The sequence below is a fragment of the Nonomuraea sp. NPDC050451 genome (assembly GCF_044458585.1).
In genome coordinates, this window is record NZ_JBITHZ010000027.1 from 155,879 (window position 1) to 170,282 (window position 14,404).

General features: G+C 67.5%; 13 protein-coding genes and 1 riboswitch. Of the genes, 11 read left to right on the plus strand and 2 right to left on the minus strand.

The genetic code is table 11. The features are described 5' to 3' along the window. The first annotated feature begins 16 nt into the window (after positions 1-16). The gene (locus ACIBI9_RS48485; RefSeq protein ID WP_397233454.1) at positions 17-1,327 is read left to right on the plus strand and encodes a TrpB-like pyridoxal phosphate-dependent enzyme; all 1,311 of its coding nucleotides are present in this window, start codon (positions 17-19) and stop codon (positions 1,325-1,327) included. Between the two features lie 35 nt (positions 1,328-1,362). On the opposite strand, the gene ACIBI9_RS48490 is transcribed toward ACIBI9_RS48485, so the two are convergent. Next, positions 1,363-1,440: a 50S ribosomal protein bL37 gene (locus ACIBI9_RS48490; RefSeq protein WP_371252575.1), complete on the minus strand. Its 78-nt coding sequence runs from the start codon at positions 1,438-1,440 to the stop codon at positions 1,363-1,365. A 133-nt stretch (positions 1,441-1,573) separates the two neighbouring features. Here ACIBI9_RS48490 and ACIBI9_RS48495 point away from each other — a divergent pair, with 133 nt between their 5' ends. From ACIBI9_RS48495 to ACIBI9_RS48510, 4 genes are all read left to right on the plus strand, one after another. Continuing rightward, a complete protein-coding gene (locus tag ACIBI9_RS48495) occupies positions 1,574-2,350 on the plus strand; it encodes a DeoR/GlpR family DNA-binding transcription regulator (protein WP_397233456.1) in 777 nt (258 codons plus the stop codon). Next, entirely contained in the window at positions 2,347-3,426 is a 1,080-nt protein-coding gene (gene galT / locus ACIBI9_RS48500) for a galactose-1-phosphate uridylyltransferase (RefSeq protein WP_397233458.1), read from the plus strand. Before ACIBI9_RS48495 ends, galT begins: the two co-directional genes overlap by 4 nt. Positions 3,427-3,490: 64 nt before the next feature. After that, a riboswitch (cyclic di-AMP (ydaO/yuaA leader) is annotated at positions 3,491-3,632 on the plus strand. A gap of 5 nt (positions 3,633-3,637) precedes the next feature. Further along, the gene (locus tag ACIBI9_RS48505; protein WP_397233460.1) at positions 3,638-4,594 is read left to right on the plus strand and encodes a hypothetical protein; all 957 of its coding nucleotides are present in this window, start codon (positions 3,638-3,640) and stop codon (positions 4,592-4,594) included. Between the two features lie 21 nt (positions 4,595-4,615). Continuing rightward, the gene (locus ACIBI9_RS48510) at positions 4,616-5,116 is read left to right on the plus strand and encodes a DinB family protein (protein ID WP_397233461.1); all 501 of its coding nucleotides are present in this window, start codon (positions 4,616-4,618) and stop codon (positions 5,114-5,116) included. A 10-nt stretch (positions 5,117-5,126) separates the two neighbouring features. Here ACIBI9_RS48510 and ACIBI9_RS48515 read toward each other — a convergent pair whose 3' ends face one another. Continuing rightward, positions 5,127-5,603, minus strand: coding sequence for an ATP-binding protein (locus ACIBI9_RS48515; RefSeq protein WP_192786906.1), 477 nt, complete (start codon positions 5,601-5,603; stop codon positions 5,127-5,129). 233 nt (positions 5,604-5,836) lie between these two features. On the opposite strand from ACIBI9_RS48515, the gene ACIBI9_RS48520 reads away from it, so the two are divergent. The 6 genes from ACIBI9_RS48520 (at position 5,837) to ACIBI9_RS48545 (ending at position 13,998) form a co-directional block, all read left to right on the plus strand. Further along, on the plus strand, positions 5,837-6,703 hold the full coding sequence (locus ACIBI9_RS48520) for a helix-turn-helix transcriptional regulator (protein ID WP_185067264.1): 867 nt from the start codon (positions 5,837-5,839) through the stop codon (positions 6,701-6,703). A 200-nt stretch (positions 6,704-6,903) separates the two neighbouring features. Beyond that, on the plus strand, positions 6,904-8,292 hold the full coding sequence (tig, locus tag ACIBI9_RS48525; RefSeq protein WP_397233464.1) for a trigger factor: 1,389 nt from the start codon (positions 6,904-6,906) through the stop codon (positions 8,290-8,292). 320 nt (positions 8,293-8,612) lie between these two features. Then, positions 8,613-9,245, plus strand: coding sequence for a ClpP family protease (locus ACIBI9_RS48530; protein ID WP_185078200.1), 633 nt, complete (start codon positions 8,613-8,615; stop codon positions 9,243-9,245). Between the two features lie 14 nt (positions 9,246-9,259). Then, positions 9,260-9,883, plus strand: a complete 624-nt coding sequence (locus tag ACIBI9_RS48535) for an ATP-dependent Clp protease proteolytic subunit (RefSeq protein ID WP_192786903.1) — start codon at positions 9,260-9,262, stop codon at positions 9,881-9,883. A gap of 186 nt (positions 9,884-10,069) precedes the next feature. After that, complete coding sequence (gene clpX, locus ACIBI9_RS48540; protein WP_138691280.1) at positions 10,070-11,353, plus strand: ATP-dependent Clp protease ATP-binding subunit ClpX; 1,284 nt, start codon at positions 10,070-10,072, stop codon at positions 11,351-11,353. A 71-nt stretch (positions 11,354-11,424) separates the two neighbouring features. Further along, positions 11,425-13,998: a valine--tRNA ligase gene (locus ACIBI9_RS48545; protein WP_397233467.1), complete on the plus strand. Its 2,574-nt coding sequence runs from the start codon at positions 11,425-11,427 to the stop codon at positions 13,996-13,998. The last annotated feature ends 406 nt before the right edge of the window (positions 13,999-14,404 follow it).

The following is a 14,404-nucleotide window of genomic DNA, read 5'->3' on the forward strand; positions in this document are numbered from 1 at the left end:
GGCGCAGACTGGGGCGATGATCCCCAGTCACTGGTACAACATCGTTCCCGACCTGCCCGCCCCGCCACCGCCGCCGCTGCACCCGGCGACGCGCGAGCCCGTGGGGCCCGACGACCTGGCTCCGCTCTTCCCGATGGAGCTGATCGGCCAGGAGGTGAGCGGTGAGCGGTTCGTCCCGATCCCGCAAGAGGTGCTCGACGTCTACCGGCTCTGGCGGCCGACGCCGCTGATCCGGGCGCGCCGGCTCGAGAAGGCCCTCGGCACGCCGGCCAGGATCTACTACAAGTACGAGGGCGTCTCGCCCGCCGGGTCGCACAAGGCGAACACGGCCGTGCCCCAGGCGTACTACAACGCCCGCGAAGGGGTGCGGCTGCTCACCACGGAGACCGGCGCCGGGCAGTGGGGGTCGGCCCTGGCGTTCGCCTGCTCCCAGTTCGACATCGAGTGCCGGATCTGGATGGTGCGCGCCTCGTACGACCAGAAGCCGTACCGCCGCTCTCTCATGCAGGTGTACGGCGCCACCGTCCACGCCAGCCCCTCATCCATCACCGGCTCGGGCAGCAAGGTGCTGGCGGACGACCCGGACTCGCCCGGCAGCCTGGGCATCGCGATCAGCGAGGCCGTCGAGGTGGCCGCCGCCACGCCCGACGCCCGGTACGCGCTCGGCTCCGTCCTCAACCACGTGCTCCTGCACCAGACCGTGATCGGTGAGGAGGCGCTGGAACAGCTGCCCGAGATGCCGGACCTGGTCATCGGCTGCACCGGCGGCGGCTCGAACTTCGCCGGCCTCACCTTCCCGTTCCTGCGCGAGAAGCTGGCAGGGCGGATCCGGACGGTGTTCAGGGCGGTCGAGCCGGCCGCCTGCCCATCGTTCACACGCGGCGTGTACGCCTACGACTTCGGCGACACCGCGGGCCTCACGCCGCTGCTGAAGATGCACACGCTGGGGCACGGGTTCGTCCCCGACCCGATCCACGCGGGCGGCCTGCGCTACCACGGCATGTCGCCGCTGGTGTCGCACATGTACGAGCTGGGCCTGTTCGAGGCGGTCACCCGCGCCCAGAGCGAGTGTTTCGAGGCCGGTGTCCGCTTCGCCAGGACCGAGGGCATCGTGCCCGCCCCGGAGCCCACGCACGCGCTCGCGGAGACGATCGCCGAGGCCCTGCGGTGCAAGGAAAGCGGCGAGGAGAAGGTGATCCTGACCGCGCTCTGCGGCCACGGCCACTTCGACCTGGGCGCGTACGACCGCTACCTGGCCGGGCACCTGGAGGACTACACGCTGCCGCAGGACCGCATCGAGCAGGCTCTGACCGAGCTGCCGGGATGAAAGCGGGGTGGCCGCCGCGAGAGGCGGCCACCCGGTCAACGCGCCGTGGGGCGCTTGCCGTGGTTCGCCTTCTTCTTCTTGCGTGCCTTGCCCTTGCGTGCGCGCCTGGCCATAAGCTCGCCTCCGGTGATCGGGTACGCCCCGAGCCTCCCCGCCCGTGCTGACCAGCGCAAGCGCAGCACGCGAACTAACATTCCCCAACAATTCCGTGTCATAATTTGGTGGAATCTGTTGGAAGGAGCGGGCGTGCTCGCACAGCAGCGTCAGCAGACGATCCTCGAACGCGTGCGCAGCAACGGCGGCGTCCGGGTCGCGGACCTCGTCCGCGAGCTCGGTGTGTCCGACATGACCATCCGCCGGGACCTCGAGGTGCTGGCCGAACGCGGGTTGCTGGAGAAGGTGCACGGCGGCGCCACCGCCCTCGGCCCAGGCTCCACCGAGGAGCCGGGCTTCACCGCGAAGTCGGCCCGCCAGCAGCAGGAGAAGGAGGCCATCGCGCGCCGCGCGGCCGGCCTCGTCCGGCCGGGCACGGCCGTGGCGCTCTCGGCGGGCACCACCACGTGGGCGCTGGCCCGCCACCTGATCGCCGTCCCGGAGCTGACCGTGATCACCAATTCGATCCCCGTCGCCGAGGTCTTCCACCGCAACCCGCGTCCCGACCGCACGGTCGTGCTGACCGGCGGCGTGCGCACGCCGTCCGACGCGCTGGTGGGCCCGGTGGCCGTGGCCGCGATCCGCCGCCTGCACGTGGACACGCTGTTCCTCGGCGTGCACGGGATGAGCGTGCGGGCCGGGTTCACCACCCCCAACCTGCTGGAGTCGGAGACCGACAGGGAGCTGGTGGCGGCCGCCACCCGGCTGGTCATCCCCGCCGACCACACGAAGTGGAACACGGTCGGCATCAGCACCATCGCCGAGCTGACCGAGGCCGACGTGGTCATCAGCGACGCGGGGCTGCCTGAGGACGCACGCATGGAGCTGGCCGAACGGGCCGGAGAACTGATCATCGCGGAGGGCTTGTGAAGCGCACCATCACCCACCTGGCCGACGGCCGTGAGCTGATCTATTTCGATCGGCGGGACGACGCCGACCGGAGCGCGATCGACCGGCGGGTGCTCGACCCCCGGCCGGTGGCCTCCGAGCTGCGCTACGACCCGCTGACCGAGGAGTGGATCGCGGTGGCGGGGCACCGGCAGACGCGGACGTTCCAGCCGACCGGCTCGGCGAACGAGTGCCCGCTGTGCCCGTCGTCGGACACGCGCTCGACGGAGGTGCCGGCGTACGAGTACGACGTGGTGGTGTTCGAGAATCGATTCCCCTCCTTCTCCGGCAATTTCGGGACTTATGCGGATGCGGGGGGCCTGAGTGAGGTCCGGCCGGGAGTGGGGCGGTGCGAGGTGGTCTGTTTCACCTCTGAGCATTCGTCGTCCTTTTCCAGGCTCTCCGACGACCAGGTGGAGCTGGTCATGGAGGCGTGGGCCGACCGGACGGCCGAGCTGTCCGGAATCGAGGGCGTGGAGCAGGTGTTCTGCTTCGAGAACCGGGGCGAGGAGATCGGCATCACGCTCGCCCACCCGCACGGCCAGATCTACGCCTACCCGTACGTCACGCCCAGGACCAAGCTCCAGCTCGCCGCCGCCAGGCGCTACTCGAAGGGCAACCTGTTCGCCGACGTGCTGGCCGCCGAGCGGGCCGCGGGGACGCGCGTGGTGGCCTCCAACGAGCTGTGGACGGCGTTCGTGCCCGCCGCCGCGCGGTGGCCGTACGAGGTGCACATCTACCCGCACCGGCAGGTGCCCGATCTGGCCGCGCTGACGGAGGAGGAGCGGTCGGCGTTCGCGCCCCTCTACACCTCGGTGCTGCGGGCCTTCGACGACCTGTTCGGCGTGGTGATGCCGTACATCTCGGCCTGGCACCAGGCGCCCGTGCGGCAGGACCGCGAGCTCGGCTATCTGCACCTGGAGCTGTTCAGCATCAGACGGGCGCCGGGCAAGCTCAAATACCTGGCCGGGTCGGAGTCGGCGATGGGTGCCTTCGTGAACGACGTGCTGCCGGAGGAGGCCGCCCGGATGCTTCGATCACAAGTAGATCACTATTAGATTTCTAATGGGGGTCGCATTACTCGTGATCTACCACTAATATCCCTTTTGTGTCGGCCGTAACGTCCGGCACACGCCTAATCCCGGGCGAGTCGCCCTGGAGCCGGGGACCCACCCGCACCTGGGGTGAATCCACTTCGGTGGTAGGGCACGCAGCTCCCAGCCCGAACCCGTCAGCTAACCCGGCCGGCAGAGGGAGAGGAACATCCACGTGGCGGCTCCGTCCCCCGCGACTTTCGCCATCGGCCTCGTCACGGCCGCCGCCGTCGCCCTCCTGCCGGCGACCGCGGCCGCGGCGGCCCCCAAGCCGTCGGAGGCCGAGCTCCGCGCCCAGCTCAAGCAGCTGAACGGCAAGATCGACAAGCTGATCGAGAAGTACAGCCTCAAGCGCGTCGAGCTGGCCAAGGCGCAGGCGGCGGCCAAGGCGGCCAAGGAGCGACTGGCGGCCGCGGAGAAGACGCTGGCCGCCGCCGAGCAGCGGGTCGGCGACCTCGCCAGGATGCGCTACCAGAACCACGACCCGTCGCTGCCCTCCGTCCTGATGGTCCAGAACGGCGGCGGCGCCGCCCTGCTCGAGCAGCTGACGGCCGAGCAGCAGGCGCTGGTCCAGGGCGTGGCCCAGGCCCGCGACGACAAGAAGAAGGCCTCCGACGAGGCCGCCGCGCTGGCCACCCAGATCGGCGTGGACGCCAAGGAGGTGTCCGCACAGCGCGCCGAGGCCGAGGACGTCATCGACGACATCAAGAAGAAGCTCCAGGACCTCGTGCCGTTCGGTCCCGGACGCAAGTCCGACGGCAGCTGGGCGCCCGAGCTGCCCGCCGGCTCCGACAACATCACGGCCCGTACGCGGCTGATGAAGGCGGAGCTGGAGAAGAACTTCAAGCTGCCGTACACGGTGGGCTGCTTCCGATCGGGTTCCAGCGGCGAGCACCCGCTGGGGCGGGCCTGCGACTTCATGATGAGCACCGGCGGCACGATGCCCGCGGCCATCAACAACGCCCTGGGCGACCGCATCGCGGACTGGGCGCTCAAGAACAAGGGCAAGCTCGGCGTCAAGTACGTGATCTGGAAGCAGCGCATCAACATGGGCTCGGGCTGGCGGGCCATGTCGGACCGCGGCAGCATCACCGAGAACCACTACGACCACGTCCACATCTCGATGTACTGAGGCTGGATAAGGTCGGACATCATGACTGACACCCGGATCCCGCCCCCTCTCGCCGGCGACGAGCGGACCACGCTGAACAACTGGCTCGAATGGCACCGCGGCACCCTCGCCGTCAAATGTGCGGGCCTGTCGGACGATCAGCTGCGCCTGCGCTCCGCCTCACCCTCGACCCTGTCCCTGCTCGGCCTGGTCCGGCACATGGCCCATGTCGAACGCTCGTGGTTCCGCCGCGTGCTGAACGGCGAGGACCTCCCCAAGCTGTGGGACAAGGACCGCGACAACGACGCCGACTTCAAGGAGGTGGACACCGCCTCGGTCAAGGAGGCCTTCGCCACGTGGGAGGAGGAGATCGAGCGCGCCCGCGCCATCTCGGACGTCAAGCCGCTGGACGCCGTCGGCGACCGCAACGGGCAGGAGTGCACCCACCGCTGGATCCTCATCCACATGATCGAGGAGTACGCCCGTCACAACGGCCACGCGGACCTGCTGCGCGAGCGCATCGACGGGGTGACCGGCGAATGACGGGACTGGATCAGGGCTCGGTGCGGAACAACGCCCACACGGCCTTGCCGCCGCGCGCCAGCGGGTCCCAGCCCCAGCACTGGCTGTAGGTCTCGACGATGTACAGGCCGCGCCCGTTCTCGGAGATGAAGTCCGGCTCCTTGGGTCGCGGCACCTCGTCGCTCGGGTCGGCCACCGCCAGCAGCACGTGCGGCTGTACGCGCATCAGCAAGAGCTCGATCTCCCGCCGCCCCGCCGCGTACATCGCGTACCGCACCGCGTTCGTCACCAGCTCCGACACCACCAGCGCGGCGTCGTCGCTGAGTTCGTGCAGGCCCCAGCCCTTCAGGGTCGAGCGGGTCACGTCCCTGGCCGTCTTCACGGAGTCGGCCTGAAAGGGCAACGGGCACGAGGTCGTGTACGGCTTGCCACCCATGAGCAGGTGGTCGAAGCCCACTTCGCGGGTGATTTGCAACGCATCGGCAGTGGCCAGAGGATCCTCCACCATGCTGCCGATACCTCCCCGTTCAGCCCGACTTAGTGCATGTTTGGCCCAATATGCACTAAGCCATCATGGGTCACGATCGCTGCAGCTGCAAGACCCAAATGCACGTGCACCTGCATTGTGCAGTAGCAAGCGGCGTTTTGGGGCATAACTCTGCTAATCGGACACGAGGTTGAGACCTTGTCATACCCGGCAATGTGGTGTCACTGTGTGTGCGGACCTTGATAGGAGGCAAAGTGACGCAGAACCAGCCGGGTTCCGGACCGACGGCGCTGCGCATCCTCCTGGGCTCCCAGCTGCGCAAGCTCAGGGAAGCGAAGAACGTCACTCGTGAGGAGGCGGGCCACCTCATCCGTGGCTCCGAATCCAAGATCAGCCGCATGGAGCTGGGCCGAGTGGGGTTCAAAGAACGGGACGTGGCGGACCTGCTGACCCTTTACGGGGTCGTCGACAAGCAGGCCCGCTCCGCCGTACTCGACCTGGTGGCCACCGCCAACGAGCCTGGTTGGTGGCACCGGTTCAACGATGTCCTGCCCACGTGGTTCCAGGCGTACGTCGGCCTTGAAGAGGCCGCCGCCAGGATCAGGACCTACGAAGTCCAGTTCGTGCCAGGACTGCTGCAGACCAAGGAGTACGCAAGGGCCGTCGTGACCGCCGGATCGGCGGGAATCGGGGCCGAGGAGATCTCCAGAAGAGTGGATCTCCGGCTGGAGCGCCAGCGGATGTTCGACAGGCCGGACGGGCCAGTGTTCTGGGCCGTGATCGACGAGGCCGCCCTTCGACGACCCATAGGTGGCGTCGAGGTGATGCGGGCCCAGATCGAGCACCTCATCGACCTGATGCGCCAGCCCAAAATCACGATTCAGATCATGCCGTTCAGCTTCGGCGGGCACAGCGCGGAAGGCGGGGCGTTCAGCGTCCTGCGCTTCCCCGACACCGACCTGCCCGACGTCGTGTACGTCGAGCAGTTGGCCAGCGCGCTCTACCTCGACAAGCGTGAAGACGTGGACCGATACACCGAGGTGATGGAGCGGCTCTGCGCCGTGAGCACCACCCCGGACGAGACGGTCGAGCTGTTGCGGACGATCGCGGACGAGTTCTGACGGACGGTTACGGATGATCGCGGGCGACTTGTGACGGCGCGGACGTCGTTGTTGGGTACGCATCTGCCCTAGACTGGCCATCGGCGTTGGATCCCGCCGTGGCGGAGCATGCCCAACGCCGCACATGTGGGCGCGGCGCGTGTGCCGTAACCGATGGACGCGCCCGCGATCACTCGTAGCTTGATCAAGGAGACCATTCCGTGAAGACCGCTGTCGAGGAGCTCAGCCCGACCCGGGTCAAGCTCACTGTCGAGGTGCCGTTCGACGAGCTGCGCCCGAGCATGGATGCGGCGTACAAGAAGGTCGCGCAGCAGGTGCGCGTCCCCGGGTTCCGGCCTGGCAAGGTTCCGGCCCGCATCATCGAGCAGCGCTTCGGCCGGGCGGTAGTGCTGGAGGAGACCCTCAACGACGCGGTGCCCAAGCTGTACGGCAAGGCCGTCGACGAGGTCGACGTGTTCCCGGTCGCGCAGCCCGACATCGAGGTCACGAAGATCGAAGACGGTGAGCAGATCGAGTTCACCGCCGAGGTCGACATCCGGCCCAACTTCGAGGTTCCCGACTACCAGAGCCTCGAGGTCACGGTCGACTCCGCCGAGGTCTCCGACGAGGACGTCGACGCCCAGCTCAACGCCCTGCGCCAGCGTTTCGCGACGCTGACCGGCGTCGAGCGCGCGGCCGCCAACGGCGACTTCGTCGTCATGGACCTGCGTGCCGAGATCGACGGCAACAACATCGAGGAGCAGCAGGCCAGCGAGGTCTCCTACGAGGTCGGCGCCGGCTCCGTGCTCCAGGGCCTCGACGCCGCGCTCGAGGGCATGTCCGCGGGCGAGGAGAAGAGCTTCAAGACCGAGCTGGTCGGCGGCGAGAACGCCGGCGAGGAAGCCGACGTGATCATCAACGTCAAGTCGGTCAAGGAGAAGGTCCTGCCCGAGCTCGACGACGAGTTCGCCCAGCTCGCCAGCGAGTTCGACACGCTCGACGAGCTCAAGGCCAGCATCCGCGAGCAGGCCCGCCGCAACAAGCTGATCGACCAGGTCGTGCAGGCCCGCGAGAAGGCCCTCGACACGCTGCTGGAGCAGATCGACATCCCGCTGCCGGACAGCGCCCTCAAGGCCGAGGTCGACGCCCGCAAGCACAACCTCGACCACCAGGTGGCCGAGAGCGGCCTGAGCCGCGACGCCTTCTTCCGTCTTTACCAGACGACGGAGGAGGAGCGCTTCGCCGAGTTCGAGACCAACTCCGCCCGCGCGATCAAGGTCGGCTTCGTGCTCGACAAGATCGTCAAGGCCGAGGAGCTGGGTGTCTCCGAGCAGGAGCTGACCAACTTCGTCGTGCGCCGCGCCATGGAGATGGGCGTGCAGCCCAACGAGCTGGCCAAGCACCTCGCCGACAACGACCAGCTCACGCTGGCCATGGTCGAGATCGTGCGCGACAAGGCCAAGTCGGTGCTCGGCGACGCCGCCAAGGTCGTCGACGCCGACGGCAACGAGGTGGACCTCAAGGCGATCTACGCCGAGATCAACGGCCAGGAGGTCGAGGAAGAGGCCGCCGCCGAGGACGAGCCCGCCGAGGAGAAGTCCGAGGCCTGACCGCCCTCTCGCTCTTTTCCGAAGCCCCCGAACCGTCCGGTTCGGGGGCTTCGACCTTTCCGGGGCGCTCCTGAGGAGGGCGTGCGGGCTGTGAGGCCCTGAGAGGGCTCGTGGGCACCCGAAGGGCTTCGACGGGCCTCAGGGTGCCGGGCCCGCGTTCAGCAGGCCGTGCGCGCCACCTGAGGGAACCACTACGCAGGAGGGCACGATGAACCTGCGCCGTCAGCGAACAGTACGGGGGACCGGGCATGAGCTGTGCGCGGCGCGCGTTAAGGTCACAAGCAAAGCCAATCGATTACGACGCATCGGAAGGTGACGCTGTGACCAGCCCGCCGACCTTCTATCAGCCTGAGTCGCGAGGCCGTGAGAACGGCTCGTCCTTCCGGCTTGAGGACCAGCTTTACCAGCGCCTGCTCCGGGAGCGCATCATCGTGCTCGGGCAGGAAGTCAACGACGAGATCGCCAACCGCATCTGCGCCGAACTCCTGCTGCTCGCGGCCGACGACCCCGACCGTGACATCACGCTCTACATCAACTCGCCGGGTGGCTCGGTGAGCGCTGGCATGGCCATCTACGACATGATGGAATACGTACCGAACGACGTTTCCACGGTTGTGATGGGCATGGCCGCCTCGATGGGGCAGTTCTTGCTCACCGCGGGCACCAAGGGCAAGCGATATGGCCTGCCCCACGCCCGGGTCATGATGCACCAGCCGTCTGGAGGCATCGGCGGCACCGCGGCCGACATCGCCATCCAGGCCGAGCAGATGCTCTATGTGAAGAAGACACTGGCCGAGCGGATCGCCCACCACACGGGCCAGCCGCTGGAGCAGATCGAGGCCGATTCCGACCGCGACCGCTGGTTCACGGCCGAGGAAGCCAAGGACTACGGCTTCATCGACCACGTGGTCCGCAGCGCGCGGCAGGTGCCCTCGCAGGGCCCGGTCTCCTAAGGGGGAGTAGAGAAGTGAACATCCAGAGCCGCTACGTTCTCCCCTCCTTCGTCGAGCGCACGTCATATGGCGTGAAGGAGATGAACCCGTACAACAAGCTCTTCGAGGACCGCATCATCTTCCTCGGAGTGCAGATCGACGACGCGTCGGCCAACGACGTGATGGCCCAGCTGCTGACGCTGGAATCGCTCGACCCCGACCGTGACATCAGCATCTACATCAACTCGCCGGGTGGCTCCTTCACCGCCATGACGGCGATCTACGACACGATGCAGTTCGTCCGGCCGGAGATCCAGACCGTCTGCCTGGGCCAGGCAGCCTCGGCCGCGGCCGTGCTGCTGGCCGGCGGCACCCCGGGCAAGCGTTTCGCGCTGCCCAACGCCCGGGTGCTGATCCACCAGCCGTCCACCGAGGGTGGCGGCCAGGGCAGCGACATCGAGATCCAGGCCCGCGAGATCCTTCGCATGCGAAACCTCCTCGAGGACATCGTGGCAAGGCACTCCGGGAAGACCGCCGCCCAAGTCCGCAAGGACATCGAACGCGACAAAATTCTCAACGCGGACGAGGCAAAGGCGTATGGTCTGATCGATGACATCATCCCGTCCAGGAAGAAGCGCGCTCAGGCCGTGGCTTCCTAGACGAGACGTGACGCACCGGAGCGCTGCCCAATAGGGCACGTTCCGGTGCGACTCGCCGCTAGGGGGCTCACTGAGGGCCCAGAAGACGGTAACGTCGAAACCTGAGCGGTTCGGCCTAGTCCGGAGGATGTCCGGAGACACTGCTCTCGCAGGAGCAGGGCGGTCCCACGCAAAGGAGTATCTGGGGTGGCACGCATCGGCGACGGGGGAGACCTGCTGAAGTGCTCTTTCTGTGGAAAGAGCCAGAAGCAAGTCAAGAAGCTCATTGCCGGTCCAGGCGTCTACATCTGCGATGAGTGCATCGATCTCTGCAACGAGATCATCGAGGAGGAGCTCTCGGAGTCCTCCGAGCTCAAGTGGGACAACCTGCCCAAGCCGAGGGAGATCTACGAGTTTCTCGACGCCTATGTCATCGGTCAGGACAAGGCGAAGAAGGCTCTCTCGGTGGCGGTCTACAACCACTACAAGCGGGTGCAGTCGGGCGACCGGGGCAGAGACGACGGCCTCGAGCTGGCCAAGAGCAACATCCTGCTGCTCGGCCCGACCGGTTCGGGCAAGACGCTGCTGGCGCAGACCCTGGCGAAGATGCTCAACGTGCCGTTCGCCATCGCCGACGCCACCGCGCTGACCGAGGCGGGATACGTCGGCGAGGATGTGGAGAACATCCTCCTCAAGCTCATCCAGGCCGCCGACTACGACGTCAAGAAGGCCGAGACCGGCATCATCTATATCGACGAGGTCGACAAGATCGCTCGTAAGAGCGAAAACCCGTCGATCACGCGCGACGTCTCCGGTGAGGGCGTGCAGCAGGCGCTGCTGAAGATCCTGGAGGGCACCACGGCGAGCGTGCCCCCGCAGGGCGGCCGCAAGCACCCGCACCAGGAGTTCATCCAGATCGACACCACCAACGTGCTGTTCATCTGTGGCGGCGCGTTCGCCGGTCTGGAAAAGATCATCGAGTCGCGCATCGGCAAGAAGGGCATCGGCTTCAACGCCATCATCCGGTCGAAGGAAGAGGTCGACACGGCCGACATCTTCGCCGACGTGATGCCCGAGGACCTGCTGAAGTTCGGCATGATCCCCGAGTTCGTCGGGCGTCTGCCGGTCATCACCTCGGTGCACAACCTCGACCGCGAGGCGCTCATCCAGATCCTCACCGAGCCGCGCAACGCGCTGGTCAAGCAGTACCGCAAGCTGCTCGAGCTCGACGGGGTGGAGCTGGAGTTCACCGACGGCGCCCTCGAGGCCATCGCCGACCAGGCCATCCTGCGCGGCACCGGCGCCCGCGGGCTGCGCGCGATCCTGGAGGAAGTGCTCCAGTCGGTGATGTACGAGGTGCCGTCGCGCCAAGACGTGGCCCGCGTCGTCATCACCCGCGAGTCCGTGCTCGAACACGCGATCCCGACGCTCGTACCCCGCGACCAGCTTGCCGCCAAGCAGCAGCGCACGCCGCGGGAAAAGTCGGCCTGATCCCATAAACCACGGCAAGCGCCCCGGCGGAGTCGATCCCTGGGGCGTTTTGCTTTCCCACCTCCCTAGAATTGGTCACCGTGACAACGCCAGAGCTGCCCACCCAGTACACCCCGGCCGACGTCGAGACCCGGAGCTATGAGCGCTGGGTATCCCAGGGGTACTTCACCGCCGACCCGGGCAGCTCGCGCGTGCCGTACAGCATCGTCCTGCCCCCGCCCAACGTGACGGGCGTCCTGCACATCGGCCATGCGCTCGACCACTCCATCCAGGACGCGCTGACGCGGCGCGCCCGCATGCAGGGACGCGAGACCCTCTGGCTGCCGGGCATGGACCACGCCGGCATCGCCACCCAAAATGTCGTCGAGCGCGAGCTGGCCAAGGAGGGCAAGTCGCGCCACGACCTCGGGCGCGAGGCGTTCGTCGAGCGGGTCTGGGAGTGGAAGGAGGAGTCCGGCGGCCGGATCCTCGGCCAGATGCGCAAGCTCGGCGACGGCGTCGACTGGACGCGCGAGCGGTTCACGATGGATACCGGGCTCTCGCGGGCCGTGCAGACGATCTTCAAGAAGCTGTTCGACGACGGGCTGATCTACCGCGCCGAGCGGATCATCAACTGGTGCCCGCGCTGCCTGACCGCGCTGTCCGACATCGAGGTGGAGCACAGCGAGGACGAGGGCGAGCTGGTCTCGATCCGCTACTCCGACGAGATCGTGGTGGCCACCACGCGCGCCGAGACGATGCTCGGCGACACGGCCGTGGCCGTCCACCCCTCTGACGAGCGGTACGCGCACCTGGTCGGCACGATGGTGGAGCTGCCGCTCACCGGGCGCATGATCCCCGTCGTCGCCGACGAGCACGTCGATCCGGCCTTCGGCACCGGCGCGGTCAAGGTGACCCCCGCCCACGACCCCAACGACTTCGAGATCGGACGGCGTCATTCCCTGCCGTCGATCACCGTCATGGACGAGCGCGGCATCATCACCGCGCACGGCCCCTTCCAGGGGCTCGACCGCTTCGAGGCCAGGCCCGCCGTCGTCGCCGCGCTGCGCGCCGAGGGGCGCATCGTCGCCGAGAAGCGCCCCTACCTCCACTCGGTCGGCCACTGCTCGCGGTGCAAGACCGTGGTCGAGCCCAGGCTGTCGCTGCAGTGGTTCGTCAACGTCGGGCCGCTGGCCAAGGAGGCGGGCGACGCCGTCCGCGACGGCCGCACCCGCATCCACCCGCCGGAGCTGGCCAAGCGCTACTTCGACTGGGTCGACGACATGCACGACTGGTGCATCTCCCGGCAGCTCTGGTGGGGGCACCGCATTCCGGTCTGGTACGGGCCGGACGGCGAGGTCGTGTGCGTGGGCCCCGACGAGGAGCCGCCCGCCGGCTACACGCAGGACTCCGACGTCCTCGACACGTGGTTCTCCTCGGCGCTGTGGCCGTTCTCGACGCTCGGCTGGCCGGACACGACGCCTGAGCTGCAGCGCTTCTACCCGACCTCCGTTCTGATCACCGGATACGACATCCTGTTCTTCTGGGTGGCCAGGATGATGATGTTCGGGCTCTACGCCATGGACGGCGAGCCGCCGTTCCGCGTGGTCGCGCTGCACGGCATGGTCCGCGACCAGTACGGCAAGAAGATGTCCAAGTCGTTCGGCAACGTGGTTGATCCGCTCGACTGGATCGAACGCTTCGGCGCCGACGCCACCCGCTTCACCCTGCTGCGCGGTGCCAACCCCGGCGCCGACGTCGCGGTGAGCGAGGAGTGGGCGGCCGGGTCCCGTAACTTCTGCAACAAGATCTGGAACGCCACCAGGTTCGCCCTGATGAACGGCGCGGCCGTGGGATCGCTGGAAGGGGCCGAGCTGACCCCGGCCGACCGGTGGATCCTGTCGCGCCTGCAGTCCGTGGTGGCGGCCGCCGACGCGGCCTTCGAGGACTACGAGTTCGCCAAGGCGTCCGACCTGCTCTACCACTTCGCGTGGGACGAGGTCTGTGACTGGTACCTGGAGCTGGCCAAGATCCAGCTCGGCGAGGGGCTCGAACACACCCGGCTGGTGCTCGGCCATGTGCTCGACGCGCTGCTGCGGCTGATGCACCCGCTCGTGCCGTTCGTGACCGAGGAGCTCTGGCGGGCCGTGACGGGCGGCGAGTCGATCGTGACGGCCCCGTGGCCGGAGGTCGACGCCCGCCGCACCGACGCCGCGGCTGAAGCGGAGATCGAGGCGCTGCAGGAGCTGGTGACGGAGGTCCGCAGGTTCCGCTCGGACCAGGGGCTCAAGCCGGGCCAGAAGGTCGCCGCCCGGCTCGGGTTGACCGGCACTCCGCTGGCCTGCCAGGAGAGTGCGATCCGGTCGCTGCTGCGCCTCACCGAGCCGGCGGAGTCGTTCAGCGCCACGGCGAGCTTCACGGTGGGCGGGGTGACCGTGGAGATCGACACCGCGGGCGCCATCGACGTCGTGGCCGAGCGCAAGCGCCTGGAGAAGGACCTGGCGGTCGCCCGCAAGGAGGCCGCGCAGGTGGCCGCCAAGCTGGGCAACGAGCAGTTCATGGTCAAGGCGCCGGAAGACGTGGTCGCCAAGGTCAGGAGCCGTGCCGAGCAGGCCGCGGCGGACATCGCGCGGCTCGAGGCACAGCTCGCCGGGCTCGGGGTTTGAACCATACGAACGCGGGGAAGGTCCATTCGTTACCTAAGATGGACCTTCGACGCCGTCGGGGCTGCTACAGTTTTCAACGTAGGGCGGTTGCCCTGCCACCCCTGCTGATCAACTCCCGGCTTTCGGGCGGTTCCAGCCGCTCGGTTGGACAAGCGCCGAAAGTTGGAGTAAGTTAGCAGGGTTGCCTCGGAGAGAGGCGAGTCCGGAAGATACCGGATCGGGTGGTTTGACAAGGATCGTCCGGATCTGGTACGCTGAAGGAAATGAAATGTGCGCCTCCGCGCTAGGGTCTGAACCAAGATCTTGGCGGGGATGTACGCGTCCGTTTCTTGAGAACTCAACAGTGTGTTAAAAGCCAGTGCATGAGATACATGCATATCCCCGTCATTATTGACGGAAATTGCTT

What these genes read in the sequence shown, in the direction of transcription:
- ACIBI9_RS48510 (WP_397233461.1), top strand. Translation starts at nt 4,616, where the DNA reads ATGACTGACACCCGGATCCCGCCCCCTCTCGCCGGCGACGAGCGGACC.
- ACIBI9_RS48490 (WP_371252575.1), bottom strand. Translation starts at nt 1,440, where the DNA reads ATGGCCAGGCGCGCACGCAAGGGCAAGGCACGCAAGAAGAAGAAGGCG.
- ACIBI9_RS48515 (WP_192786906.1), bottom strand. Translation starts at nt 5,603, where the DNA reads ATGGTGGAGGATCCTCTGGCCACTGCCGATGCGTTGCAAATCACCCGC.
- ACIBI9_RS48485 (WP_397233454.1), top strand. Translation starts at nt 17, where the DNA reads ATGATCCCCAGTCACTGGTACAACATCGTTCCCGACCTGCCCGCCCCG.